Genomic DNA, 24,945 nt, shown 5'->3' on the forward strand with positions numbered 1-24,945 from the left:
TCGAGACGCATAGGCTTTCAAAATATTAATCGGCCGTTTGCACGCCGTGATCGGCGCGCAGCATTTTTAGTCTCGGTTTATACTGTCAGATGACGCCGCGCTTCCGGCGTATCCAGCGTTTCGGCCAGGCCCTGATGCACGATTTCACCCCGGTCCATGATGTAGACGTAATCGGCTAGCTCGCGGCAGAAATCCAGATATTGCTCGACCAGCAGGATCGCCATGCCGGTGGAATCGCGCAGATATTTGATCGCCCGGCCGATATCCTTGATGATCGACGGCTGGATGCCCTCGGTCGGCTCGTCGAGAACGAGGATCTTCGGCCGTGTCACCAGCGCCCGGCCAATGGCGAGCTGCTGCTGCTGGCCGCCGGAGAGATCGCCGCCGCGCCTTCCCAGCATGGATTGCAGCACCGGAAACAGGCTGAAAATATCATCCGGAATGAACCGTTCCTTACGCGGCAGCGGCGCATAGCCGCTTTCGAGATTCTCCTGCACGCTGAGCAGCGGAAAAATCTCCCGCCCCTGCGGCACGTAGCCGACACCGCGCTTGGCCCGGTGGTAAGGCGCCAGCCCATCCAGCGCCGCCCCTTCAAAGCTGATCGTCCCGCCACTGATGGCGTGCTGGCCGGTAACGGCCCGCAGCAGCGAGCTTTTGCCCACCCCGTTGCGGCCGAGGACGCAGGTGATCTTGCCCATCTCCGCATTGAGCGAAACGCCGCGGAGCGCTTGGGCTGCGCCGTAATGGAGGTTGATGTTGTCGACGTTCAGCATGGTGAAACTCCATTGGCGGTATGGTGGGCGGCGTTACCCCCCTCTGCCCTGCCGGGCATCTCCCCCTCAAGGGGGAGATCGGCAAGCGGCGAAAACTCTGCCCCATGACCAGTAGGCGAGGGAACGGGCGGTTGCGGCATCTGATCTCCCCCTTGAGGGGGAGATGCCCGGCAGGGCAGAGGGGGTATCACGGGCGCAAACACCACCATCACCGCCCCAGATAATTCTCGATCACCTTCGGATCGCTGGACACAAAATCAATCGACCCCTCCGCCAGCACGGAACCTTCGGCAAGGCACGTCACCTTCACCCCCAGCTCGCGGATGAAACCCATGTCGTGCTCCACCACCACCACCGACCGGGTCTTGGCGATTTCCTTCAGCAACACAGCGGTTTCGGCCGTTTCCGCATCCGTCATGCCGGCCACCGGCTCATCCACCAAAAGCAGCTTCGGCTCCTGCGCCAGCAGCATGCCGATTTCCAGCCATTGTTTCTGGCCGTGCGAGAGGTTGGCGGCAAGATCGCCGCGGCGGTGGCTAAGGCGCACGGTGGCGAGGATTTCCTCGATGCGGGCCTTGTCTTCCTCCGTCAGCCGGTAAAACAGCGTCGCGAACACGCCGCGCTTGCGGTTGAGCGCCAGTTCCAGATTGTCCCAGACGGTATGGCTTTCAAACACCGTCGGTTTCTGGAACTTCCGCCCGATGCCGAGCTGGGCGATATCCGCCTCGTCCTTTTTGGTGAGGTCGATGCTGTCTTCGAACAGCACCGTGCCCGTATCCGGCCTTGTCTTGCCGGTGATGATGTCCATCATCGTCGTTTTGCCCGCACCGTTCGGGCCGATGATAGCGCGCAGCTCACCGGGTTCCACCACGAAGGAGAGGGAATTGAGCGCCCTGAAACCATCGAAGGACACCGAGACGCCGTCGAGATAAAGCAGGCTTTTCGTTCTGTTTTCGGAAACTGTGTTCATGTCCGCCTCACTCCGCCGCCTGTTGCGCCACTGTCGAGCCGCTGTCATTGCCCGGCTGGACGTCGCCTGCCGCAAGCGCGACCCGCTTTTCGCGCCGCCGGGCCAGATAGTGTTGCAGCGTGCCGACGATGCCCTTGGGGAAGAATAGCGTCACCGCGATGAACAGCCCGCCCAGCGCAAACAGCCAGAATTCGGGGAAAGCGCCGGTGAAATAGCTTTTTCCGCCGTTGACGAGCAGCGCACCGATAATCGGCCCGATCAGCGTGCCGCGCCCGCCCACGGCCGTCCACACCACCACTTCGATGGAGTTGGCGGGCGAAAATTCGCCGGGATTGATGATGCCTACCTGCGGCACGAACAGCGCACCGGCAATGCCCGCCATCATGGCCGAAACGACGAAGGTGAAGAGCTTGATGTTTTCCACCCGGAAGCCGAGGAAGCGCACTCGGCTTTCGGCATCGCGCACGCCCACCAGCACCTTGCCGAATTTGGAATTGACGATGCCGGATGCGATCAGCAGCGAGAGCGCCAGCATCACCGCCGTCATGGCAAACAGCACGGCGCGCGTGCCATCCGCCTGCACGGAAAAGCCGAGAATATCCTTGAAATCGGTCAGCCCATTATTGCCGCCGAAACCCATGTCGTTGCGGAAGAAGGCAAGCAGCAGGGCGTAGGTCATGGCCTGGGTGATGATGGAGAGATAAACGCCGTTGACGCGCGAGCGGAAGGCGAACCAGCCGAACACGAAGGCGAGCAGCCCCGGCACGACAAGCACCATCAGCGCCGCAAACCAGAACATGTCGAAACCCTGCCAGAACCACGGCAGTTCCTTCCAGTTGAGGAACACCATGAAATCAGGCAGCACCGGATGGCCATAAACCCCGCGCGTGCCGATCTGCCGCATCAGATACATGCCCATGGCATAACCGCCGAGCGCGAAGAAAGCGGCATGGCCGAGCGAGAGAATGCCGCAATAACCCCAGACGAGATCGAGCGCCAGCGCCAGCAGCGCATAGGCCAGATATTTGCCCAGCATCGACATGATATAGGTCGGAATGCGGAACGCGCTGTCGGCCGGCAAAAGCAGGTTGGAGGCCGGCACCAGCACGGCGATGGCCAGAATGATGCCGATGGCGATGGAGATGCGGCGGTCGAGCGCGCGCAGGAGGAAGCCGGTAATCATGCTTCGATCGCCCTTCCCTTGAGTGCGAAGAGACCGCGCGGCCGCTTCTGGATGAACAGGATGATGAGAACGAGCACGAGGATCTTGCCGAGCACGGCGCCGACCGTCGGCTCAAGGAACTTGTTGAGCACGCCGAGAGACAGGGCGCCAACCAGCGTTCCCCAGAGATTGCCGACGCCGCCGAACACCACCACCATGAAGCTGTCGATGATGTAGCTCTGGCCGAGATTGGGCGAGACATTGTCGATCTGCGACAGCGCCACGCCAGCGAGACCGGCGACGCCCGAACCGAGCGCGAAGGTGAAGGCATCCACCCACGGCGTGCGGATGCCCATGGAGGAAGCCATGCGGCGGTTCTGCGTCACGGCGCGCATCTGCAACCCGAAGGCCGAGCGCTTCAGGAGAACCAACAGCGCGAAGAAGACTGAAAGCGAGAAGCAGACGATCCACACCCGGTTCCAGGTGAAATTGAGATAACCGACGCTGAAGGAGCCGGACATCCAGCTCGGGCTGCCGACCTCACGATTGGTAGGCCCGAAGATGGAGCGCACGCCCTGTTGCAGGATGAGCGAGATGCCCCAGGTGGCGAGAAGCGTTTCGAGCGGCCGCCCGTAAAGAAAGCGAATGACGCCGCGCTCCATCACGAGGCCGACAAAGGCCGTCACCAGAAAGGCGGCGGGCAGAGCGATGGCGAGCGACCAGTCGAACAGGCCGGGGAAATGCGTGCGGATCACCTCCTGCACCATGAAGGTGGAATAGGCGCCGATCATCACCATCTCGCCATGCGCCATGTTGATGATGCCCATCACGCCGAAGGTGATGGCAAGGCCGATGGCGGCGAGCAAAAGCACGGAACCGAGCGACAGGCCGTACCAGACATTCTGCGCATAGTCCCAGAAGGCAAGGGAGCTTTCGATGCTCGATATGGCGCTGTCGATATCCGGTTTCAGGCTCTGATCCACCGACGAGGAAGCCGCCATCAGAATGCCGATCGCATCGCGCCCGCCAAGGCTCTTGATGGTGGCGATTGCCTCTTTCTTCTGTTCGAGCGACCGTTCGGAGGAGAGCAGCGAGACAGCCCGCGCCTCCTCCATCCGGGTCCGCACCTCAGTATCGGTCTCCTTGGCGATGGCCGCTTCCAGCAATTCGAGATTTTCCGCGCTCGGCGCTTTCAGAACGGCGTCTGCCGCCGAAAGCCGCACGGATTTTTCCGGGCTGAGCAGGGTCAAACCGCCGAGTGCGGCGCGGATGACGCGGCGCAGATTATTGTTGACCTTGATCTTGCTGACAGCCGCCTTCGGCGCTTCACCCGCACTTTCGCCCGTCAGCGGGTCGATCAGCGTAAAATTGGAACCTGCCGGTTTCGTCATGAAAACCAGATTGTCGGCCTTGCGCACATAAAGATCGCCCGCCGCAAAAGCCTCGAGCGCCGGCACGACACGCGCATCGCCCGCGGTTGCAATCTGCCCAATCAGCACTTCGGCCTGCTTGAAATCCGCCGTGCCGAGCTGGTCGATCAGCGCCTTCGGATCGCTTTGCGCGAAGGATTGGGCTGCGATCCCCAGGGTGAGCCAGAGGAAGATGGCTCCGAGAAAAGATCGGATCGTCATGTCGGGGTCCTTGGGCGGTTTGCGACGGGGCGTTTGTGTGGCGCGACCTGAATATGCGGCTTTACCCCCCTCTGCCCTGCCGGGCATCTCCCCCTCAAGGGGGAGATCGACCTGTGGCGAGGTCTCGCCCATCTCGATGTTTGAGAATGAAGCGGCGAGAAAGCATCTTGCCGATCTCCCCCTTGAGGGGGAGATGCCCGGCAGGGCAGAGGGGGTAATTCTTGCTGAGTTTTCAAATAGGCCCGCCCCCAGCAAGGGGGCGGCACCCACCCCGCTAATCAGCTACCCTTGCCGCCGCACTTCCCACTGGCCACATTGAAGTTGCCGCAAGACATCGGCTTCCGCCAATCCGAAATCAGATCCTTGCTATCAGGCAGATAATCCGACCACTCATCACCCACAACCTGCGGCGTCTGCTGCACGATCTCAAACTGCCCATCGGCCTGGATTTCGCCGATCAGCACCGGCTTGGTGATGTGGTGGTTCGGCATGACGGTGGAGTAGCCGCCCGAAAGGTTCGGCACGGAAACGCCGATGATGCTGTCCAGAACCTTGTCCGTATCCGTCGTTCCGGCGGATTCGACGGCCTTTACCCAGGCGTTGAAGCCGATATAGGCGGCTTCCATCGGGTCGTTGGTCACGCGCTTGTCGTTCTTGGTAAAGGCATGCCAGGTCTTGATGAATTCGGCATTGACCGGCGCATCGACGGACTGGAAGTAGTTCCAGGCGGCAAGGTGGCCGACCAGCGGTGCGGTATCGAGACCGGCAAGCTCTTCTTCACCGACCGAGAAGGCAACGACGGGAATGTCTTCAGCCTTGATGCCCTGGTTCGCCAGTTCCTTGTAGAAAGGCACGTTGGCGTCGCCGTTGATGGTGGAAACCACGGCGGTCTTCTTGCCGGCCGAGCCGAACTTCTTGATGTCGGACACGATCGTCTGCCAGTCGGAATGACCGAACGGCGTGTAGTTGATCATGATGTCCTCTTCCTTGACGCCCTTCGACATCAGATAGGCCTTCAGGATCTTGTTGGTGGTCTGCGGATAGACATAGTCCGTGCCTGCCAGAACCCAGCGCTCGACGCCTTCGGTATTGGCGAGGTAGTCTACGGCCGGAATGGCCTGCTGGTTCGGCGCAGCACCCGTGTAGAAGATGTTGCGCGAGGATTCTTCACCCTCGTACTGAACCGGATAGAACAGGATCGAGTTCAGTTCCTCGAAGACCGGCAGAACGGATTTGCGCGAGGAAGACGTCCAGCAGCCGAAAACGGCGGCGACCTTGTCCTGCGAAATCAGCTGGCGGGCCTTTTCGGCGAAAAGCGGCCAGTCGGAAGCCGGATCGACCACCACGGCTTCGAGTTTCTTGCCAAGCACGCCGCCCTTCTTGTTCTGCTCGTCGATGAGCATCAGCATGGCGTCCTTCAGCGTCGTCTCTGAAATCGCCATGGTGCCGGACAGCGAATGCAGCACGCCGACCTTGATGGTGTCGTCAGCGGCAAAAGCGCCATGGAAGGCGGTGGTGGACAGGATCGCGCCAAGCAGCGCGGCACTAAGCGTCTTGCGGAATATCATCGGAAGAACCCCTCTCCTTGTTTGGCCTCTCGTGGAGGCTCAGCGGCATCTGCGGCCGCTGCTGGGAGGGACTATCGATCTCGCAGACGCGAAACCGTATACGTCAATTGACGTAGGCGGGGTGGCGAAAGATGCATGGGAGGTTGAATAGAGCTAAACCGCCAAGGCGCTCATATGTGAAGCAGGAGGCTCCAACTTGTTTCTTCTCCCCGAGGGAGGGGGAAGTCCGCGGCAGCGGGATGAGGGGGCGAGCGTCGGGACATACGGAGGGGTTGCCCCTCATCCGACCCTTCGGGCCACCTTCTCCCCGGCGGGGAGAAGAAATGCGCGGCACGGTCTCACATTAGGAATGCGGCTTGTCGTTCCGCTCTTCGTCGCGGATCGCCTCGTCGTGGTACCACGAGCCGAAATCCACATGCGGCTCGCGCGCCTCGCGCTCAAGGTCACTCAGCCCGCTGTTGCGGAATTTGGACACGCCCGCGCGCCCGCCAATCGGGAATTGATAGATCGTTGCCGTCTCACGATGAAAGCCAGTCGCCATTTCGATCATCTCACTCTGTTTGCATCGAAGCACTTTGGTATCAGGAGCAAACCCGCAAAGCCCGGATTCGCTCCGTTTGATTAAAAAAAAATCACCTTGCGAAAAATATAGGCATTAATCGTCTCATCTACAAGAAAAACCATTCCGAAAGCGCCGGTTTTTGGGGCAAATGCCAATCCCTCGCGCGCAACCGAAATCATTGCGCCGCAGCAGGGCATTCCGTCGGGAGACGCCGGCTATCTATCAGGATTCAATGATGAAACATGAGGGGTGAATTTGCCTCCCGCAGTGCAGCAGAACCATGCCCGCGCGATATCCAGGCTCCTGCGCGACAGGGGGCCTGAAAGATTTTTCGAAAAAATCGCCTGATATCGCCAATCTGGCACGCGGCATGCATCTAAGGGGTCAGCCCTTGAACGCGAATGCGCTTCGGCGGCCAAAGCCACGGGAGGCCTCAAGGCTTCGCATTGTTACCTATGAGAGGTTCGTAATGACTAAGTTCAAACTCGAGTACATCTGGCTGGACGGATACAAGCCGGTCCCCAACCTGCGCGGCAAGACCCAGATCAAGGAATTCGACGAATTCCCCACACTCGAGCAGCTGCCGCTTTGGGGCTTTGATGGCTCGTCCACGCAGCAGGCCGAAGGCCACTCGTCGGATTGCGTGCTGAAGCCCGTCGCGATCTATCCCGACCCGGCCCGCTCCAACGGTGCGCTCGTCATGTGCGAAGTCATGATGCCCGATGGCGTCACCCCGCATGCTTCGAACAGCCGCGCAACCATCCTCGACGACGAAGACGCATGGTTTGGCTTCGAGCAGGAATATTTCTTCTACCAGGACGGCCGCCCGCTTGGCTTCCCGGAACAGGGTTACCCGGCTCCGCAGGGTCCTTATTACACCGGCGTCGGCTTCAAGAATGTCGGTTCGGTTGCCCGCGAAATCGTTGAAGAGCACCTCGACCTCTGCCTCGAAGCCGGCATCAACCACGAAGGCATCAACGCCGAAGTGGCCAAGGGCCAGTGGGAATTCCAGGTATTCGGCAAGGGCTCCAAGCGCGCCGCCGACCAGATCTGGATCGCCCGTTACCTGCTCCTTCGTCTTTGCGAACAATACGGCATCGACGTCGAATTCCATTGCAAGCCGCTCGGCGACACCGACTGGAACGGTTCGGGCATGCACTGCAACTTCTCCACCAAGTTCATGCGCGAAGTTGGCGGCAAGGAGTATTTCGAAGCCCTCATGGCCGCTTTCGCCAAGAACTGGAAAGAGCACATCGACGTTTACGGTCCGGACAACCACCTGCGCCTGACCGGCAAGCACGAAACCGCTCCGTGGAACAAGTTCTCCTACGGCGTGGCAGACCGTGGCGCGTCGATCCGCGTTCCGCATTCCTTCGTCAACAACGGTTACAAGGGTTACCTTGAAGACCGTCGTCCGAACTCGCAGGGCTGCCCTTACCAGATCGCTTCCGTCGTTCTGAAGACGATCGCAGAAGTGCCGCTCGCAAAGTCGGCTGCTGCCTGATATCGAACTGATGGCGTCGCCCGAACAGGGCGACGCCATTTTTCTGTCCACAGAACCGCCAGGCGGACAGGTGACCTTTCGCCCGTCGCCACATGCGGCATAGTCATCCCGGCGCAGGCATCTGCGTGGTTTTGAGCGATGGCATCGTCACTTCCTTGACCCGGACAGGGTTCGCCCCGGTGCCTCAAAGCAGGCCATGTGCTTTCGAGCAGAAAGGTGAACGATGGGCATTCTCGACAAATTCTCTCTCGAAAACCGCATCGCCATTATCACCGGCAGCGGCCGCGGTCTCGGTTTTGAAATCGCCAAGGCCTTTGCCGAAGCTGGCACCCATGTCTGGCTGACCGGCCGCAATGCCGAGACGTTGCAACAGGCGGTCGACACGTTGCGCGAAGCGGGTGGAAAGGCGGATTATGCCGCCTTTGATATTGCCGATACCAAAGCCGGGGCGGCGCTCGTCCACCGCATCATGAGCGAACTCGGCCACCTCGATATTCTCGTCAACAATGTCGGCGCGCGCGACCGCCGCCCGCTGTCCGAGTTCAGCGATGAGGACGTGCTGGAATTGATCCGCACCGACCTCACCTCCTCCATTTCCCTGTCGCGGGATGCGGCGGAAGCCATGGCGGCAAAGACCTATGGCCGCATCATCACCATCACCTCCATTCTTGGCCACATCGTGCGGCCGGGCGATGCGATCTATCCCGTCGCCAAACAGGGGCTGACGGGCCTGATGCGGGCCATCGCCGTGGAATATGGCGCACGCGGCATCACCAGCAACGCCATCGCGCCCGGCATGTTCGCGACAGAAACCAATGCCGCCCTTGCCGAAAATCCTGACATGGTGGCTTTCGCCAAGCTGCGCGTGCCGCTGGAGCGCTGGGGCCGGCCGGACGAGATTGCGGGTGCGGCGCTGTTTCTGGCCAGCGACGCGGCCTCCTTCGTCAACGGCCATGTGCTGACGGTGGATGGCGGCATGTCGGTGCGGCTGTGAGAGGGCATTTGCGGAAAGGCACGCGATAGGCATGGCCGCACGGCAACGCATCATCCCCGTCAGGCGCGAATATAACCGCTGGGTCGCCAACCAGACGCTGGAAGATTATGCGCTGCGCTTCACCGCCAAAAGCGCCCGGCAATTTTCCTCCAACCGCATTTCCCACACCGCCATCGGCGCAATATCGTTCCTCGCCCTTGAGGCCATCGGCGGGGCGATCACGCTCTCCTACGGCACCACCAATGCCTTTTACGCCATCCTCGTCGCCGCCATCGCCATGCTCGCCGTCGGCCTGCCGATCAGCCGTTATGCCATCCGCCACGGTGTCGATATCGATCTTCTGACGCGCGGCGCGAGCTTCGGTTATATCGGCTCCACCATCACCTCGCTGATCTATGCCGCCTTCACCTTCATGCTCTTCGCCATCGAGGCGTCGATCATGTCCGGCGCGCTGGAACTGGCGCTCGGCATACCCTTGTGGATCGGTTACATCATCTCGGCCGTCATGGTCATTCCGCTCGTCACCCATGGCGTGCGCCTCATCAGCCGCTTCCAGATCATCACCCAGCCCTTTTGGATCGTCCTCAACATCCTGCCCTTCGTCTTCATCGCCCTGATGGACTGGGAGAAATACGATCTGTGGCGGGCCTTTGCCGGCATCCACCACGCCTCGGGGCCATCAGGCACGGTGGCGGATTTCAATCTGGTGGAATTCGGCGCGGCCTCCGCCGTCATTCTGGCGCTGATGTCGCAGATCGGCGAGCAGGTGGATTTCCTGCGCTTTCTGCCGGCCGAGGGGCAAAGCCGCCTGCGCCATCGCATCGCCGTCTTTCTGGCCGGCGCCGGCTGGGTGGTCGTCGGCGTACCGAAGCTGCTCGCCGGCTCCTTCCTCGTGGTCTTGACCTTCAGCTCCGGCGTCTCGGTGGACCGTGCCGCCGATCCGGCGCAGATGTATCTCACCGCCTTCGGTTACATGATCCCCAACGAGACAGCGGCCATGCTTTTGATGGTCGCCTTCGTGGTCGTCTCGCAGCTGAAGATCAATGTGATGAATGCCTATGCGGGTTCGCTCGCATGGTCGAACTTCTTCTCGCGGCTTACCCACAGCCACCCGGGCCGTGTCGTCTGGCTGGTCTTCAACGTGGCGATCGCGCTGCTTCTGATGGAACTCGGCATCTACCGGCTGCTGGAAGAAACGCTCGGCATCTTCTCCATCATCGCCATGGCGTGGCTCTGCACCATCTCCGCCGATCTCTTCATCAACAAGCCGCTTGGCCTTGCCCCGCCAGGCATCGAATTCAAGCGCGCCCATCTTTACGACATCAATCCCGTTGGCGTCGGCTCCATGGCGCTTTCAGCCACCATTGCGCTGATGGCGCATTTCGGCGCCTTCGGGCCGCTCGCCGCATCGCTCGCGCCCTATCTGACGCTCATCGTCGCTTTCATCGCCTCGCCGCTCATCGCATGGGGCACGAAGGGCAAATTTTATCTCGCCCGCAAACCGCGCCAGAAGTGGCGCGAGGAGAGCAGCATCACCTGCTCCATCTGCGAACACCCTTTCGAACCGGAAGACATGGCCTGGTGTCCCGCCTATGCCGCACCGATCTGTTCGCTCTGCTGCTCGCTGGACAGCCGCTGCCATGATATGTGCAAGCCGAAGGCGAAGCTGAACTATCAGGTCGCCACCGTCGCGAAATCCTTCCTGCCGGATCAGCTGGTGGCCAAACTCGCCACCCGGCTCGGCCGTTACGGCATGGCGGCGGCGATTGCCGTCACCGCCATCGGCGGCATTCTCGCTCTGATCGCCCATCAGGTCGGCACCGCCTCGCCGGCAACGGCCGATGTGGTGAACCGCACAATCCTCATCGTGTTTTTCGTCTTCGCCGTCATTGCCGGCATCGTCTGCTGGTTCCTCGTGCTTGCCCATGACAGCCGGGTGGTGGCGGAAGAGGAATCCTCCCGCCAGAACACATTGCTGCTCAAGGAAATCGCCGCTCACAAGAAGACCGACGCCGCCCTTCAGGACGCCAAGGAAACGGCCGAGGCCGCCAACCGCGCCAAGAGCCGTTATGTGGTGGGCCTCAGCCACGAACTCCGCACCCCGCTCAATGCCGTTCTGGGGTATGCCCAGATTCTCGAGCGCGACGATACCATTCCCCCGCCCCGGCAATCGGCGATCAAGGTCATCCGCCGTTCGGCCGATCACCTGTCCGGCCTGATCGACGGGCTTCTCGATATTTCCAAGATCGAGGCGGGCCGGCTGCAGGTCTATTCCAACGAGATCAATATTCAGGATTTCCTCGACCAGATCGTCGACATGTTCCGCCCGCAGGCGCAGGCCAAGGGGCTGGAATTTCGCCATGACCGCTCCCGCGCCCTTCCGCAATATGTCCGCACCGATGAAAAGCGGCTGCGGCAAATCCTCGTCAACCTCATCTCCAACGCCATCAAATTCACCGATGAGGGCGCCGTCACCTTCGATGTCGGTTATCGCAGCCAGGTGGCGAGCTTCACCGTTTCCGATACCGGCCGCGGCATTGCACAAAAAGACCTCGCCCGCATCTACGAACCCTTCCAGCGCGGCGAGGCAGACAGCGTGCGACCGATGCCGGGCCTCGGCCTCGGCCTGACCATCACAAGGCTCCTCACCAACACGCTCGGCGGCGAAATTTCCGTTTCCAGCGCAAAGGATGAAGGCTCCACCTTCCGCGTGCGCCTCATGCTCTCTGCCGTGCACCGGCCAAGCACGGCGCCTGCGGCAGAAAAGACCATCCGTTCCTATTCCGGGCCGCGCCGCACCATCGTCGTGGTCGATGACAATGAGGATCATCGCGAGCTGATGCGGCAAGTGCTTTCGCCACTCGATTTCGTGGTGCTGACGGCGCAAAGCGGGCCGGAATGCCTGACGCTCATCGAAGGCGTGAAGCCCGACCTTTTCCTCATCGATATTTCCATGCCCGGCATGACCGGCTGGCAGCTTGTGACGAAACTGCGTGAAGCCGGCCAGACTGCCCCGCTCATCATGCTCTCGGCCAATATCGGCGACGGGACAGTGGCGGGTGCTGGAGAAGACAACCACAATGACGCCATCGCCAAGCCTGTCGATATCCGCCAGCTTTGCGACAGGCTTGCCGTGCATCTCGGCCTGAAATGGATTTACGAGGCGGATATGCCGCCCCCGCCATCGCCGCCGCCGGTGGCGCAGATCGTCCATCCCGGCGCAATTCACATTCAGGATTTGCAGCGGCTCGGCGAAATAGGCTACATACGCGGCATCGAGGCGAAACTTGCCGATCTTGCCCGCAACACGGAAAACCTGCCCTTCACGCAGGAGCTCGGCACCTATGTGCAGGCCTTCGATCTGGCCGGTTACGCGCATTTTCTCAAACGGTTTGCGGATAGAGACACGGGAGACGGCAAGGCATGAGCGGTCAGGCGGCGGCAGCCCCGAGAGACATCGTATTGCTGGTGGATGACAGCCCGGAAGCACTGGGGTTCCTCACCGATGCGCTGGAACAGTCAGGCTTTTCCGCCCTCATCGCCACCTCCGGCCAGGCCGCGCTCAACATTGCCGAACGCATCACGCCCGACATCATCCTGCTCGACGCCGTCATGCCGGCCATGGACGGTTTCGAGACCTGCCGCCGCCTGAAGGCCAATGCGGCGGTGGCGCAGGTGCCCGTCATCTTCATGACCGGGCTGACGGAGACCGAACATGTGGTGCGGGCGCTCGAATCCGGCGGTGTCGATTATCTGACCAAGCCGATCAATATAGACGAGCTGCGCGCCCGCATCCGCGTGCATCTCTCCAATGCTCGCTCGGCGCAAAGCGCTCGGGTCGCGCTCGACGCCGCCGGCCGCCACCTGCTCGCCGTGCGCGCCAATGGGGCGATCCACTGGTCGACGCCACAGGCGACGCGGCTCGTCAACGCCGCCACCGGCCGCGACGACGGCATGGAAATCGTCACCAGCCATATCGGCCGCTGGCTCGCAGAACGGGCGGCGGCGGAAACCGGCCGCGACGTGCCGCTGACGATCACCGAGGCCGGGCGGCCCGCCCTGCAACTGTCCTTCCTCGGCGCCATGGGGCCGGATGAATTCCTCTTCCGCCTCACCGCCGCCAATGAGAAATCCGGCGACCACCTACTGCGCGAACATTTTTCCCTCACAGCGCGGGAATCGGAAGTGCTGCTGTGGATCGCCAGGGGCAAGTCCAACCGCGATATCGGTGACATTCTCGGCCTTTCCGCGAGAACCGTGAACAAGCATCTGGAGCAGATCTATGTGAAGCTCGGGGTGGAAAACCGGGCATCCGCGGCCGTGAAAGCAGCACATATATTGCATCAGGGGTGACGACAGCCATTATTATGGTAGGTTGTCCGACATATTCCGCTTGAGTTCACGACGTTCGCTTATTGGGCGAGCGTCCGGCGCTTGTTTCTTCTCCCCGCCGGGGAGAAGTCCGCGGCAGCGGGATGAGGGGGCAAGCTCTCCGAAATCCGGCAAAGTGGCCCCCTCATCCGACCCTTCGGAAAATCACCACCCAAGCCCACCTGAACCCTGTCACAGGATAGAAATCCATGGACCGTTTCATCATCCTTTCCGGCTGCTCCGGCGGCGGAAAATCCACGCTTCTTGCCGAACTTGCCCGGCGCGGTTTCGCCACCGTGGAAGAGCCCGGCCGCCGCATCGTCATCGAAGAAACCCGCAATGGCGGCACGGCCCTGCCGTGGATCGACATCGAAGCCTTCGCCCGCCGCGCCATCGCCATGGCGCTCGAAGACCGGCAAAATGCAGCGCCGGAAGGCCCGGTCTTCTTCGACCGCGGCCTGATCGACGCCGCCTCGGCGCTTCGCCATGTGAGCGGCGATGCCTTCATCGAGACGCTGCGGGCTGCACACCGCTATAACCGTCTGGTCTTCCTCACCCCGCCATGGCCGGAAATCTACCGAGGCGACAGCGAGCGCAAGCATGGCTTCGATGCGGCAATCGAGGAATATGAGCGCTTGCTCCGCGACTACGACGAGCTTGGCTACGATATTTCCGTGCTTCCGAAATCCGGCATAGGGGAACGCGCGGACTTTATTCTGACGCGGATCGACTGAACCGCTCTGGCAAGAGAATGGGCTTCAGCGATTTTCGAGCAATTGCGAGACGGTGACAAACTCAAACCCGCGTTGACGCAGACCGTCGATGATCAAGGGCAAAGCCTGCCTGGATATCTCGCGGCTTCGATACATGACGTGCATGATGATTACGGAGCCGTTTCCGGTCCGCTCGATGACGTGTCTGGCGAAGGCGCCTGCATCCTCGGCGACATCGGGAAAGGATTCCGGCTCGACATCCCACATGATGGTTTTCCGGTCATGCCGGGAAAGATACCAGGGCAAGGTGAGCAGCTTCTTGCCATAGGGCGGACGGAACATGATCTCGCCTTCATAACCAGCAGCCCGAATGGCCGCATCGGTGCGCTCGATCTCTTGCCCAATCCGCGCCGGCCCCATCAGCATCATGTTGGAATGCGTGTAACTATGGTTGCCGATCTGATGCCCGTCGCTGACAATCATGCGCGCCTGCGGCAGATTTTCTTCGGTCTCCTGACCGGTCAAAAAGAAAGTCGCTTTTACCCCGCGCTCCCTCAGGATCGCCAGGACATCAGGGGTGAAACGCACCGACGGCCCGTCGTCGAAAGTCAGCGCCACCATCGGCCTTGTTGTTTCGACCCTTGCGATGATGCCGCCGAATAATTGCGTCGTCCGGGATTTGCTGAAGAAATGCAGGCCGACGAGCGCCGTCGCCAGCACGACGAGAACAAGGAAGAGCGACACGGCTCGCTTTGTCGTCATTGCCATCCCTCATTGCAGTTTCCCGAGAGGATTAGTTTCCTGCCTTGTTGTCCCTAGTGTGGCCGAGACCGCAAACAAAAAGCCCGGCATCGCTGCCGGGCTTCGATAGGGTGTCGCAGAAGGGCTTAGCTGCCCTGCTGGATGTAGGTGAACTTGCCGTCCGGACCCTTCTTCCATTCGTACATGACGTAGCCGGGAAGCTTCGGGTCGCCCTTCTCGTCGAAGGAGATGTCGCCGAGCGCGGTCGGGAAGGTGCCGGACTTCAGGGCCTCGGCAACCTTTTCCGGCTCCACGGAACCGGCGGCCTTCGCCGCACCGGCAATCGCCTGCATCGCGGCATAGGAGTAGAGCGTGTAGGCTTCCGGGTTGAAGCCGGCGGCCTTGAACTTCTCTACCAGTTCCTTGTTTTCCGGGCGCAGCGTCGGATCGGGGCCGAAGGTGTTGAGCGTGCCTTCGACGGCATCGCCGGCGATGGAAGCAAGTTCGTTCGAGACGATACCGTCGCCCGAAACGAGCTTGGCCTTCAGGCCCTGGTCAGCCGCCTGACGGATGATGAGGCCGGCTTCGGTGTGCAGGCCGCCCCAGTAGATGATGGAAACGCCGGCTTCCTTCATCTTGGAGATCAGCGCGGAGAAGTCCTTGTCGCCGACGTTGACGCCTTCATACATGACTTCCGTCACGCCAGCGGCATTGGCAGCCTTCTTGGTTTCATCGGCAAGGCCCTGACCGTAAGGCGTCTTGTCGTGAATGATGGCGACCTTGGCGTCCTTGAAATGATCGGCCAGGTACTTGCCGGCAATGCCGCCCTGCTGGTCGTCACGGCCGCAGGTACGGAACGTGTTCCACAGGCCGCGCTCGGTGAAGACCGGGTTGGTTGCGGCGGGTGTGATTTCGAGAATGCCGTTTTCGGCGTAAACTTCAGAAGCCGGAATGGAAACGCCGGAGTTGAAGTGACCGACAACGAATTTCACGCCGTCAGCGACGAATTTGTTGGCAACCGAAATACCCTGCTTGGGGTCGGATACGTCGTCGCCCAGCACGATCTTGATCTGCTCGCCATTGATACCGCCGGCGGCATTGATGTCTTTCGCGGCCTGTTCGGCACCCTTCTGGATCTGAGCGCCGAAAGCAGCGTTCGGGCCGGTCAGCGGTGCGCCGACAGCGATCACGACATCGGCCCAGGCCGAACCGCCAAACGCGACCATGGCGGTCAGCGCAACAGCGGAAAGAAGAGACTTCTTCATTACTTTACTCCCAGTTCCTTTGGATGGGTTGATTGCAAGGACCTGTTCAGTACCCACCTTCACTGAACAGGAAACTGTTCCACTCTGACGAGCATTGTGCAGCCGGAAAAATCCGCCTGTCAATCTTTCTTCTTGTAGGAAAATGCCGATGTCCGGTCGTAAAGCCAATAGTAGTTATTGACCATCTGGCTCGTCCGGCGCGTGCGGAAACCGACGCTGGAAAAAACCAGAAGAAGAACGACGTCAAACACGTAATAGAAGCCGTTGATGAACGGCCCGTTGAACAGCGCGTGATGCAGAAACCGCATCACCACACCCAGAGCGAGCGTATAGATCACCACCCGCGTATAACCGCCCCAGCCATCGGCCACGGACTTGCCCGTGCGCCATGCCGTCCAGAAACCCAGAAGAACAACCAGCGCGCGCAGAACATACCGCACGCCGTTATCCGTTTCGAAAAAAAGGCCCTGCATCTCTTTCCCCATCAGTGCCGGGCTGAAACGCCCTGACCCTGCCTTGTCTGTCGTCCCGTCGTTTTCCCGCCGGGCATTTTATTGTTTGCACCCCGCCATGGATCCTTAAGGTTTGGCCGAAAGGACGACAGGCCGCCGTTTGCAGTCTTGCGCCGCAAAATTTCCGGCGCAAGTAAAATCTTTCAGTGCCGTCCGCCTTCGAGATAGGCGGCGCGCACCTGCGGATCGGCGAGCAGTTCCCTGCCCGAACCGCTCATCGTCACCTTGCCGTTGACCATCACATAAGCGCGGTCGGAAAGCTTGAGCGCGGCAAAGGCGTTCTGCTCCACGAGGAAGACGGTCAGCCCCTCTTCCTGGTTGAGTTTCTTGATCGCCTCGAAAATGCCCTTGACGATCAGCGGCGCGAGACCCAGCGATGGTTCATCGAGCAACAGGAGCTTCGGCCGTGCCATCAGCGCGCGACCGATGGAGAGCATCTGCTGCTCGCCGCCAGAAAGCGTGCCGCCGCGCTGGCTCTGGCGCTCCTTCAGGCGCGGGAACATCACGAAGATTTTCTCGACGTCTTCCTTGAAATATTTCAGGTTATCGAGATTGGCTCCCATCTGCAGGTTTTCCAGCACCGTCATGCGCGGGAAAATCCGCCGGCCTTCCGGCGACTGGGCAATGCGCTTGCGGGCGATCAGATGGGTGGGCAGATGGGTAATGTCCTCGCCGTCGAAGATCACCTGGCCGGCGCGCGCCTGCGGGCTGCCGCAGATGGTCATCATCAGCGTCGACTTGCCGGCGCCGTTGGCGCCGATCAGACTGACGATTTCACCCTTTTTAACCTCGACATCGACACCGGCCAGAGCACGGATATTGCCGTAATAGGTTTCGACACCCTGGACTTTCAGAAGCGGTTCACCGGACATCAGGCCGCTCCTCCGTCGAGTTCTTCCGCAATCACGTCTTCCACTTCATCATCCTCGACACCCAGATAGGCGGCGATGACCTTCGGGTCGTTCTTCACATGGTCCGGCGTGCCGTCGGAAATCTTCTGGCCATATTCCAGAACCACCACATGGTCGGAAATCTGCATCACCACGGACATGTCGTGCTCGATGAGGAGCAGCGACGTGCCCTCGTCGCGAATGCCGCGCAGGAGCGCGTTGAGCGCCAGCGATTCCTTCGGGTTGAGGCCGGCGGCCGGCTCGTCGAGGCACAAAAGCTCCGGCCCCGTGCACATGGCGCGGGCGATTTCCAGACGGCGCTGCGCACCATAGGGAAGGTCGCCGGCCGGATCGTCGGCGCGGTCGATCAGATCGGCCTTTTCCAGCCAGTATTTGGCCTTTTCGATGGAGGCATCCACCGCCCGCCGGTAAGCAGGCAGGCCGAGAAGACCGAGGATCGTGTAACCCGAAGCCTTCATCAGCGCATTGTGCTGCGCCACCAGCAGGTTTTCCAGAACGGTGAGGCCCGAAAACAGGCGGATGTTCTGGAAGGTGCGCGCCACCTTGGCCTTCTTGGTGATTTCGAAATCCGGCAGGCGCTCGAGAAGATGCGCCTCGCCGCTTTGCTGGCGCATGGTGATCATGCCCATGGTCGGCTTGTAGAAGCCGGTGATGCAGTTGAAGACCGTGGTCTTGCCCGCACCGTTGGGGCCGATCAGCGCCGTGATTTCGCCGCGCTTCGCCTCGAAGGAGAAGTCGTTGATGGCCATCAGGCCGCCGAAGCGCATCGAGAGATGTTCGACCTTGAGGATCGTATCGCCAGTCGTATTGGGTGTCATTGTTGCCGTTCCGGAAGCCATCAACCGTGACCTTCCTTGGTAAAGCTGCCGGAGACGGCCTTGCGTTCCTTAAGGAAGGCCGTGGGTTCACGCGAGCCGACGAAGCCGCGCGGCTTGAACAGCATGACGATGACCATGGCAAGGCCGAAGAGCAGCATACGGTAAAGTTCAGGCGTGAAGTCGGGCCCGAAGACATGCTTTAGGAACTCCATTTCGCGCAGAAGCTCGGTGCCGCCGACCATGACCAGCGCCGCAATGGCGATACCGGTCAGCGAGCCCATGCCGCCGAGAACGACGATGGCGAGAATGACGGCGGATTCGAGGAAGACGAAGCTTTCCGGCGAAACGAAACCCTGACGCGCGGCGAAGAAGGAACCGGCGAAACCGCCGAACATCGCGCCCGTGGCAAAGGCGGTGAGCTTGGTGATGACGGTATCGATGCCGAGCGAACGGCAGGCGATCTCGTCCTCGCGCAGCGCTTCCCAGGCGCGGCCGATCGGCATGCGGCGAAGGCGGATGGTCACATACGCCGTCAGCATGCAAAGCAGCAGGATCACGTAGAACAGGAAGATCTTGTAATAGGCCGACGACATCGACAGGCCGAAGGCCTTGGCGAAATTGTTCGACGCGCCGACATCGAAGGACCAGATGCCGAAGACGGACGCCTTGGCGATGCCGGAAATGCCGAAGGTGCCCTTGGTCACATCCGTCCAGTTCAAAAGCACGAGGCGGATGATTTCACCGAAGGCGAGCGTCACGATCGCCAGATAGTCGCCGCGAAGACGAAGCACCGGGAAACCGAGAATGATGCCCCAGAAGCCCGCGAGAATGCCGGCGACCGGCAGGAGCACCCAGAAAGACAGGCCGAAATGGCTGGAGAGCAGCGCATAGGAATAGGCGCCGACCGCGTAGAAGGCCACGTAACCGAGATCGAGCAGGCCGGCCAGCCCGACGACGATGTTGAGGCCCCAGGCCAGCATCACATAGATCAGGATCTGGATGCCGAAATTGTCGACGAATTTCAGCGAACCCTGAAAGCCGAACAATTGCACGGCGATAACGGGATAAAGCAGCAGCAGGACCAGCGCCAGCTTCAGGAAGTGCTTGTGGAAAAAGCCCTTTTCCTCGGAAATCTCCAGCACGCCGCTCTTGGCCTTGGCCAGCTTGCGACGATCCAGCGACGGCTTGATGAAGCCGACAACGAGAAAGCGGCCGACAGCGGCAATGCCGACGAAAACCGCCAGAAGCCCCCAGCGGGTGCCCCAGATCAGCTGGTTGTTGATATCCTGATAGGTGACGATGCCGACATAAAGAATGAACATGCCGAACGAGATGAGGCCCGCGATCAGGCCCTCCTTCACAGCCGTCGCCATCAGGCTCGGGCTGGAAGCAGCGTTGTCGGAAGCGATATTGGTCATGGGATCACACCTTCTCGACTTCCGGACGACCGAGAATACCGGTCGGCTTGAAGATCAGCACGAAAGCCAGGATGCCGAATGCCGCGACGTCCTTGTAGGCGATGGAGAAATAGGCCGACCACAGCGATTCGATGAGGCCGATCAGCAGGCCGCCGAGAACAGCGCCCGGAAGCGAGCCGATGCCGCCGAGAACGGCCGCCGTAAACGCCTTGACGCCGGGAATGAAGCCATCGCTGAAGGAGGCAACGCCGTAATACATCAGATACATAGTGCCCGCGACAGCGGCGAGCGCCGCACCCATGATGAAGGTGATGGAGATCGTCTTGTCGACATCGACGCCAAGCAGCGCCGCCATCTTGCGGTCCTGTTCGGTGGCGCGCTGCGCCCGGCCGAGCGGGGTCTTGTTGACGATATACCAGAAGGCGAAGAGCAGCACCGAGGTGACCACCATGATGATGAGCTGCTTCAGCGACACGGTAATGGCGCCGAAATGATAGCTTTCCGTCACCATCGACGGGATCGGTTTGTTACGCGGACCCTGCGTCACCTGGATGAAGTTGGACAGCGCGATCGACATGCCGATGGCCGTGATCAGCGGCGCAAGACGGAAGGAGCCTCTGAGCGGGCGATAGGCGACGCGTTCGATCACCCAGTTCCACAGGCCGGTCATCAGCATGGCGACGACCATCATCAGAAGCAGAAGAAGCGCCACCGGAATGCCGGCGACAAAGGATGTCACGATCAGGAAAACGATCAGCGCGGCGAAGCCGCCGAGCATGAAAATATCGCCATGGGCGAAGTTGATCATGCCGATGATGCCGTAAACCATCGTATAGCCGATAGCGATGAGGCCGTAGATCGATCCAAGAGTCAGCCCGTTGATGAGCTGCTGGATAAAATACTCCATGTCTTTCCCCCGGGCACGACCTCGAATGGGCCACGCCTCGTTATGTTAATTATAGGAGCGCCCTTGCAGGCAGGCCCCCACCCCCAAAATGCATATCGTGTTCGTTAAAAATGTGAAGTCAAAAACGGGCGATCCTGCACAAAATTTGGAATTTCCACATGGACTGCCGCTTTCCCGGTCAAAAGAGCCATGATTTTGGCAGGAAGTGCTGAAAAAATGACGGCCGGATGCTTATTTCAGCATTGTCCGACGCCATTATTTGACGGGCAGCGGGCAAAGGAGTAGCGAAGATCGGAACGGCGATATCCCGCAGACGGGATCAATTGGCAAAGAGATGATCGACATATTGACGAAAGCGGCGCTGGACGCCGGGCAGGCCATCATGGCGGTCCACCGTGCCGGCCCGCATGTGTCGTATAAGGACGACTGTTCGCCGGTGACCGAGGCCGATCAGCGCGCCGAGACGATCATTCTTGCGGCGCTGGCCGCCCATTTTCCCGATATCCCCGTGGTTGCCGAAGAGGCGGTATCGAGCGGCATCCTGCCTAAAACCGGTGCGGAATTCTTCCTCGTCGACCCGCTGGATGGCACCAAGGAATTCATTTCCGGCAAGGACGATTTCACCGTCAACATCGCGCTCATCCGCAACGGCGTTCCGGTGGCCGGCGTGGTTTACGCCCCCTGTCGCGGGCAGGCATGGACGGGCAAGGACAATGCCGCCGAAAAGCTCGCCATTTCAGGCGAAGGCGTCATCCTTTCGCGCCACCCCATCCGGGCGCGCCAGCGCGGCGCCTCCCCCGTGGCGTTGATCAGCCGCTCGCATTGCACGGCGAAAACGGAAGCCTTCGTGGCCGAACACGGCCTGAAGGACTGCATCTCCGTCGGCTCCTCGCTAAAATTCTGCATGCTGGCGGAGGGTGCCGCCGATATTTACCCCCGCTTCAGCCGCACCATGATGTGGGACACGGCCGCCGGCGACGCCGTGCTGCGCGCTGCGGGCGGCAGGACACTCGATTGCGAGGGCAGGCCGCTTGCATATGCGGTGAGGGGGGACGGCGAGGATGCGCTGGCCAATCCGGATTTCATTGCCGAAGGGGCGATGGCGGTGGAACACGCGGGGTAACGGGCGCTTTCCGTCTTCTGCGGCTACTGCAACGGGTGGATCGGATTTCTGCCTTGGCGAGCTTCGGCGTATGCAGCTTACCCCCTCTGCCCTGCCGGGCATCTCCCCCTCAAGGCGGGAGATCGGCAGGGGGCGCTACCACCGCTTCATTTGCAACGTCGTGATAGGCGAGACCTATCCACGAGTCGATCTCCCCCTTGAGGGGGAGATGCCCGGCAGGGCAGAGGGGGGAAGCCGCATACGCCGAAGCCCCCAAAAAACATCCTCATACCGATCAACGCGGACAAATTTCTTCCCCACTCATCCCCACCCCACGCCACCGCCCCACAATGGCCCCGCAACGAAACCCCATAGCGCGGAAGGCACATCATGACGGAACAGACGGCGAGACTTCGGCTTCCCTATATCCTCCCCTCGCAGGCCCAGAAACACGTCACCCATAACGAAGCCCTGCAAAGGCTGGATGCGATCGTGCAACTGGTCATCAAGGCCATCGTCACCACACCGCCCGATAACGCAGCGGAAGGGGATTGTTTCCTCCTCTCCGCCGATGCCGCGGGTGACTGGGCCGGCAAGGGCGGCAGGCTCGCCTTCCGGCAGGATGGCGCCTGGCTCTCGATCGCGCCGCAGCCCGGCTGGACGGCGTGGTTTGCGGCCGAGAGCAGATATCGCATCCTGCACGATGGCAACTGGCGCGACATGCCGCTGCCGGCCGCCGGGCAGCTGGAGCGACTGGGCATCGGCACGGAGGCCGACGCCACCAACCGGCTGGCGCTCACCTCCCCCGCCAGCCTCTTCACCCATGCCGAAGAAGGCGGCAGCCACCGCATGACGATCAACAAGGCGGGCAAGGGCGATACCGCCTCGCTGCTGTTCCAGTCCGGCTGGAGCGGCCGGGCGGAAATGGGCCTTGCCGGCAATGACGGGTTTTCGATCAAGACCAGCAAGGATGGCGCCTCATGGCACACTGCACTTCTCTGCAGCGGCGACGGCCGGGTCTCGATGCCGAACCGCCCGCTCGCGGTCGCCGGCCTGCCGGCGGGCACGACGAAACCCGCCAATGGCTCGGCGGCGGGTTTTTCCGTGCTCTCAATCGCCGAGGGGGGCTTTGCGCTCGGCGATGCGGTGAGCGGCGGCGGACGTGAACTCGTGGTTCCGGCAAAGGGCCCTTATCTGGCGGCCATGACGCTCACCGTCGTCTCTTCCTCCGGCCACCGGGTGACGCTTTTCATCAACGGTGCGGCGGCCAGCTTCGGCATCGCCGGCAATGCATCGACGTCAGGCACATCGCAGTCGGCAACCTCCATCCTTTACCTCGACGCCGGCGACCGCCTGCGGCTGCAGCATGAGGGAACGGCGGAATTTACCCAGGGCAGCGGGAAAACGTGCCTTTCGCTTGCGGCACTCTGACGGAAACAACCGATGAGAGAGAAAAATTGCGATTTTTGGAAAAATTTTTTCCCGGCAAAATAAGGCGACTCGAACAAATCAGGCGAAACCGTTCAAATTCTTAATAAATTGTCACGAGCTGCTTAGGCAATTTTTAAAGGTACCGGGATAGAGTTCCCGTCATATGGTCTTGAGTTTGTATAGAGTGTCCAATGACCGAAATGATACGCCCACGAGTTAAATATGTCATCGGCCCCGATGGCAGCCCTCTGACGATCGCGGATCTTCCGCCTGCCAATACCCGTCGCTGGGTCATTCGCAGAAAGGCGGAGGTGGTTGCAGCGGTACGCGGTGGACTGTTGAGCCTCGAGGAAGCCTGCGAGCGTTATACGCTCACCGTTGAAGAATTCCTGTCCTGGCAGTCCTCGATTGCCGATCATGGCCTTGCCGGCCTGCGCACCACGCGCATTCAGCAATATCGCCACTAAAACAGTGCGCCGGCGCGAAAACGCGCCCAGACCGAGTTTCCAGAACGCCCCGCCGGATTATCGACGGGGCTTTCGGTTTGATTTCGGATTCCCCCTGAAAACTGCCCGACAAAGCCGGCGATTGTCGCCGGTTTGTGTCCGCTGCGTTCGCTATCCCGCTGTTTCAATTCAGGCTGAAGCCGGTACAGTGACGACAACGAACAGCAATGCGGAAGGCGCTCATCATGGACATCAAGACAACCGAAACCGGATCGCACGGCGAATATTCGGCGACCATCGACGGCCACAAGGCGGAGATGACCTATTCGCGCACCTCCCCTTCCCTCATCATCATCGACCATACCGGCGTGCCCGATGCGCTGCGCGGCAAAGGCGTCGGCCAGGCGCTTGCCGCCCATGCGATCGATGAAGCCCGCAAGGGCAGCTGGAAAATCATTCCGCTCTGCCCGTTCTTCAAGGCCCAGACATTGCGCCATGCCGAATGGGCGGATGTTATTCAGGGGTAAGGGCGCTTTATCCTCTGTCTGAGGGCAGAATAATCGCAAGCGTCGCGGCGTATTTCTTCTCCCCGCCGGGGAGAAGGTGGCCCGAAGGGTCGGATGAGGGGGGCGACGTCGGCGATAACTCGAGAACTTGCCCCCTCATCCCGCTGCCGCGGACTTCTCCCCGGCGGGGAGAAGAAACAAGCGGCTTACGCTTAATCCCTCACAACCGTTCCAAATATCGCGGTATCCATACAAAAGGGCGTCGATCCGCCGCGTCACGCCACCTTCAACGGCGGCGTCCCGGCATGCATGCTCCGGCGGACTTCTTCACGGAATTCAAGCGTATCCTTTGCCCCATGCACAGCCACGGCGTGTTGCACGGCCGCTTCCATAAGTTCCTCCGGAGAATCGGCGGAGATGGCGACGGTGCATCTGCTGTCACTGGGGAATTCGCGGCAATCGATATATTGGTGGGCCATTTTTTCCTCCCTGCAAGTGCCGCCCGCACCCGCACGGGGCGCGTGCGCGTAAAAGCCTCCGGCTCACGGTCGGAACCCCGGTAAAATACGCCTTTCCCCACCTCCGGACAATCGAAATCAGGCCCGACCGTCCCGGCGGAAAACACCGGCAACGCGGCAAA

General features: G+C 60.8%; 23 protein-coding genes. 9 read left to right on the top strand and 14 right to left on the bottom strand.

Annotated features, from left to right (window positions below):
- Window positions 1-77: 77 nt before the first annotated feature.
- From urtE to O3W47_RS13885, 6 genes are all read right to left on the bottom strand, one after another.
- Window positions 78-773 carry an urea ABC transporter ATP-binding subunit UrtE gene (gene urtE / locus O3W47_RS13860; protein ID WP_269313973.1) on the bottom strand — a complete coding sequence of 232 codons (696 nt, stop codon included), beginning with the start codon at window positions 771-773 and terminating at the stop codon, window positions 78-80.
- A 208-nt stretch (window positions 774-981) separates the two neighbouring features.
- Window positions 982-1,743 (bottom strand): urea ABC transporter ATP-binding protein UrtD, encoded by a 762-nt coding sequence (gene urtD, locus O3W47_RS13865; RefSeq protein WP_269313974.1) that lies wholly within the window; start codon window positions 1,741-1,743, stop codon window positions 982-984.
- 7 nt (window positions 1,744-1,750) lie between these two features.
- Window positions 1,751-2,926: an urea ABC transporter permease subunit UrtC gene (gene urtC, locus O3W47_RS13870; RefSeq protein WP_080850987.1), complete on the bottom strand. Its 1,176-nt coding sequence runs from the start codon at window positions 2,924-2,926 to the stop codon at window positions 1,751-1,753.
- Window positions 2,923-4,536 (bottom strand): urea ABC transporter permease subunit UrtB, encoded by a 1,614-nt coding sequence (gene urtB / locus O3W47_RS13875; protein ID WP_269313975.1) that lies wholly within the window; start codon window positions 4,534-4,536, stop codon window positions 2,923-2,925. Before urtB ends, urtC begins: the two co-directional genes overlap by 4 nt.
- Window positions 4,537-4,814: 278 nt before the next feature.
- Entirely contained in the window at window positions 4,815-6,104 is a 1,290-nt protein-coding gene (gene urtA / locus O3W47_RS13880; protein ID WP_035219970.1) for an urea ABC transporter substrate-binding protein, read from the bottom strand.
- A gap of 343 nt (window positions 6,105-6,447) precedes the next feature.
- Complete coding sequence (locus O3W47_RS13885; protein ID WP_269313976.1) at window positions 6,448-6,654, bottom strand: DUF2735 domain-containing protein; 207 nt, start codon at window positions 6,652-6,654, stop codon at window positions 6,448-6,450.
- Between the two features lie 481 nt (window positions 6,655-7,135).
- Here O3W47_RS13885 and O3W47_RS13890 point away from each other — a divergent pair, with 481 nt between their 5' ends.
- The 5 genes from O3W47_RS13890 (at window position 7,136) to O3W47_RS13910 (ending at window position 14,269) form a co-directional block, all read left to right on the top strand.
- On the top strand, window positions 7,136-8,170 hold the full coding sequence (locus tag O3W47_RS13890; RefSeq protein ID WP_035260390.1) for a glutamine synthetase beta-grasp domain-containing protein: 1,035 nt from the start codon (window positions 7,136-7,138) through the stop codon (window positions 8,168-8,170).
- Between the two features lie 223 nt (window positions 8,171-8,393).
- Window positions 8,394-9,164: an SDR family oxidoreductase gene (locus tag O3W47_RS13895; RefSeq protein WP_127757948.1), complete on the top strand. Its 771-nt coding sequence runs from the start codon at window positions 8,394-8,396 to the stop codon at window positions 9,162-9,164.
- A gap of 31 nt (window positions 9,165-9,195) precedes the next feature.
- A complete protein-coding gene (locus tag O3W47_RS13900; protein ID WP_269313977.1) occupies window positions 9,196-12,591 on the top strand; it encodes a hybrid sensor histidine kinase/response regulator in 3,396 nt (1,131 codons plus the stop codon).
- Window positions 12,588-13,517: a response regulator gene (locus O3W47_RS13905; RefSeq protein ID WP_035260385.1), complete on the top strand. Its 930-nt coding sequence runs from the start codon at window positions 12,588-12,590 to the stop codon at window positions 13,515-13,517. Before O3W47_RS13900 ends, O3W47_RS13905 begins: the two co-directional genes overlap by 4 nt.
- A gap of 227 nt (window positions 13,518-13,744) precedes the next feature.
- Window positions 13,745-14,269, top strand: coding sequence for an AAA family ATPase (locus O3W47_RS13910; protein ID WP_137452752.1), 525 nt, complete (start codon window positions 13,745-13,747; stop codon window positions 14,267-14,269).
- A 24-nt stretch (window positions 14,270-14,293) separates the two neighbouring features.
- Here O3W47_RS13910 and O3W47_RS13915 read toward each other — a convergent pair whose 3' ends face one another.
- The 7 genes from O3W47_RS13915 to O3W47_RS13945 all read right to left on the bottom strand — a co-directional run bounded on the left by O3W47_RS13915 (window position 14,294) and on the right by O3W47_RS13945 (window position 20,820).
- Complete coding sequence (locus O3W47_RS13915; protein ID WP_127757952.1) at window positions 14,294-15,010, bottom strand: polysaccharide deacetylase family protein; 717 nt, start codon at window positions 15,008-15,010, stop codon at window positions 14,294-14,296.
- A 125-nt stretch (window positions 15,011-15,135) separates the two neighbouring features.
- Entirely contained in the window at window positions 15,136-16,254 is a 1,119-nt protein-coding gene (locus O3W47_RS13920) for a branched-chain amino acid ABC transporter substrate-binding protein (RefSeq protein ID WP_004430064.1), read from the bottom strand.
- Between the two features lie 119 nt (window positions 16,255-16,373).
- On the bottom strand, window positions 16,374-16,727 hold the full coding sequence (locus O3W47_RS13925; RefSeq protein WP_003522917.1) for a DUF6867 family protein: 354 nt from the start codon (window positions 16,725-16,727) through the stop codon (window positions 16,374-16,376).
- 182 nt (window positions 16,728-16,909) lie between these two features.
- Window positions 16,910-17,638: an ABC transporter ATP-binding protein gene (locus O3W47_RS13930; protein WP_003522918.1), complete on the bottom strand. Its 729-nt coding sequence runs from the start codon at window positions 17,636-17,638 to the stop codon at window positions 16,910-16,912.
- Window positions 17,638-18,516, bottom strand: a complete 879-nt coding sequence (locus O3W47_RS13935) for an ABC transporter ATP-binding protein (RefSeq protein WP_003522919.1) — start codon at window positions 18,514-18,516, stop codon at window positions 17,638-17,640. Before O3W47_RS13935 ends, O3W47_RS13930 begins: the two co-directional genes overlap by 1 nt.
- Complete coding sequence (livM, locus tag O3W47_RS13940; RefSeq protein ID WP_371733942.1) at window positions 18,516-19,868, bottom strand: high-affinity branched-chain amino acid ABC transporter permease LivM; 1,353 nt, start codon at window positions 19,866-19,868, stop codon at window positions 18,516-18,518. Before livM ends, O3W47_RS13935 begins: the two co-directional genes overlap by 1 nt.
- A 49-nt stretch (window positions 19,869-19,917) precedes the next feature.
- Window positions 19,918-20,820, bottom strand: coding sequence for a branched-chain amino acid ABC transporter permease (locus tag O3W47_RS13945; RefSeq protein WP_004430050.1), 903 nt, complete (start codon window positions 20,818-20,820; stop codon window positions 19,918-19,920).
- A gap of 334 nt (window positions 20,821-21,154) precedes the next feature.
- Between O3W47_RS13945 and cysQ the strand changes: the two genes are divergently transcribed.
- The 4 genes from cysQ to O3W47_RS13965 all read left to right on the top strand — a co-directional run bounded on the left by cysQ (window position 21,155) and on the right by O3W47_RS13965 (window position 24,326).
- Window positions 21,155-21,943: a 3'(2'),5'-bisphosphate nucleotidase CysQ gene (gene cysQ, locus O3W47_RS13950; RefSeq protein ID WP_174025058.1), complete on the top strand. Its 789-nt coding sequence runs from the start codon at window positions 21,155-21,157 to the stop codon at window positions 21,941-21,943.
- Between the two features lie 369 nt (window positions 21,944-22,312).
- The gene (locus O3W47_RS13955) at window positions 22,313-23,353 is read left to right on the top strand and encodes a DUF2793 domain-containing protein (RefSeq protein WP_269313978.1); all 1,041 of its coding nucleotides are present in this window, start codon (window positions 22,313-22,315) and stop codon (window positions 23,351-23,353) included.
- Window positions 23,354-23,544: 191 nt separating this feature from the next.
- Window positions 23,545-23,820, top strand: a complete 276-nt coding sequence (gene sciP, locus O3W47_RS13960; RefSeq protein WP_003491799.1) for a CtrA inhibitor SciP — start codon at window positions 23,545-23,547, stop codon at window positions 23,818-23,820.
- 224 nt (window positions 23,821-24,044) lie between these two features.
- Window positions 24,045-24,326, top strand: coding sequence for a GNAT family N-acetyltransferase (locus O3W47_RS13965; RefSeq protein WP_269313979.1), 282 nt, complete (start codon window positions 24,045-24,047; stop codon window positions 24,324-24,326).
- Between the two features lie 254 nt (window positions 24,327-24,580).
- Here O3W47_RS13965 and O3W47_RS13970 read toward each other — a convergent pair whose 3' ends face one another.
- Window positions 24,581-24,784 carry a DUF1059 domain-containing protein gene (locus O3W47_RS13970; RefSeq protein ID WP_269313980.1) on the bottom strand — a complete coding sequence of 68 codons (204 nt, stop codon included), beginning with the start codon at window positions 24,782-24,784 and terminating at the stop codon, window positions 24,581-24,583.
- Between the last annotated feature and the right edge of the window lie 161 nt (window positions 24,785-24,945).

This window comes from Agrobacterium sp. LMR679 (assembly GCF_027157905.1).
In the GTDB taxonomy this organism is placed as follows: Bacteria; Pseudomonadota; Alphaproteobacteria; order Rhizobiales; family Rhizobiaceae; genus Agrobacterium; species Agrobacterium leguminum.

Bases quoted from the DNA above. Each gene is read 5' to 3' on its own strand.
- O3W47_RS13935 (WP_003522919.1), bottom strand. From the start codon at position 18,516: ATGGCTTCCGGAACGGCAACAATGACACCCAATACGACTGGCGATACG.
- O3W47_RS13895 (WP_127757948.1), top strand. From the start codon at position 8,394: ATGGGCATTCTCGACAAATTCTCTCTCGAAAACCGCATCGCCATTATC.
- O3W47_RS13955 (WP_269313978.1), top strand. From the start codon at position 22,313: ATGACGGAACAGACGGCGAGACTTCGGCTTCCCTATATCCTCCCCTCG.
- O3W47_RS13915 (WP_127757952.1), bottom strand. From the start codon at position 15,010: ATGACGACAAAGCGAGCCGTGTCGCTCTTCCTTGTTCTCGTCGTGCTG.
- O3W47_RS13905 (WP_035260385.1), top strand. From the start codon at position 12,588: ATGAGCGGTCAGGCGGCGGCAGCCCCGAGAGACATCGTATTGCTGGTG.
- urtC (WP_080850987.1), bottom strand. From the start codon at position 2,926: ATGATTACCGGCTTCCTCCTGCGCGCGCTCGACCGCCGCATCTCCATC.
- O3W47_RS13920 (WP_004430064.1), bottom strand. From the start codon at position 16,254: ATGAAGAAGTCTCTTCTTTCCGCTGTTGCGCTGACCGCCATGGTCGCG.
- O3W47_RS13965 (WP_269313979.1), top strand. From the start codon at position 24,045: ATGGACATCAAGACAACCGAAACCGGATCGCACGGCGAATATTCGGCG.
- O3W47_RS13970 (WP_269313980.1), bottom strand. From the start codon at position 24,784: ATGGCCCACCAATATATCGATTGCCGCGAATTCCCCAGTGACAGCAGA.
- urtD (WP_269313974.1), bottom strand. From the start codon at position 1,743: ATGAACACAGTTTCCGAAAACAGAACGAAAAGCCTGCTTTATCTCGAC.
- O3W47_RS13890 (WP_035260390.1), top strand. From the start codon at position 7,136: ATGACTAAGTTCAAACTCGAGTACATCTGGCTGGACGGATACAAGCCG.
- O3W47_RS13925 (WP_003522917.1), bottom strand. From the start codon at position 16,727: ATGCAGGGCCTTTTTTTCGAAACGGATAACGGCGTGCGGTATGTTCTG.
- O3W47_RS13910 (WP_137452752.1), top strand. From the start codon at position 13,745: ATGGACCGTTTCATCATCCTTTCCGGCTGCTCCGGCGGCGGAAAATCC.
- O3W47_RS13945 (WP_004430050.1), bottom strand. From the start codon at position 20,820: ATGGAGTATTTTATCCAGCAGCTCATCAACGGGCTGACTCTTGGATCG.
- cysQ (WP_174025058.1), top strand. From the start codon at position 21,155: ATGATCGACATATTGACGAAAGCGGCGCTGGACGCCGGGCAGGCCATC.
- sciP (WP_003491799.1), top strand. From the start codon at position 23,545: ATGACCGAAATGATACGCCCACGAGTTAAATATGTCATCGGCCCCGAT.
- O3W47_RS13930 (WP_003522918.1), bottom strand. From the start codon at position 17,638: ATGTCCGGTGAACCGCTTCTGAAAGTCCAGGGTGTCGAAACCTATTAC.
- urtB (WP_269313975.1), bottom strand. From the start codon at position 4,536: ATGACGATCCGATCTTTTCTCGGAGCCATCTTCCTCTGGCTCACCCTG.
- O3W47_RS13885 (WP_269313976.1), bottom strand. From the start codon at position 6,654: ATGATCGAAATGGCGACTGGCTTTCATCGTGAGACGGCAACGATCTAT.
- O3W47_RS13900 (WP_269313977.1), top strand. From the start codon at position 9,196: ATGGCCGCACGGCAACGCATCATCCCCGTCAGGCGCGAATATAACCGC.
- urtA (WP_035219970.1), bottom strand. From the start codon at position 6,104: ATGATATTCCGCAAGACGCTTAGTGCCGCGCTGCTTGGCGCGATCCTG.
- urtE (WP_269313973.1), bottom strand. From the start codon at position 773: ATGCTGAACGTCGACAACATCAACCTCCATTACGGCGCAGCCCAAGCG.
- livM (WP_371733942.1), bottom strand. From the start codon at position 19,868: ATGGCGACGGCTGTGAAGGAGGGCCTGATCGCGGGCCTCATCTCGTTC.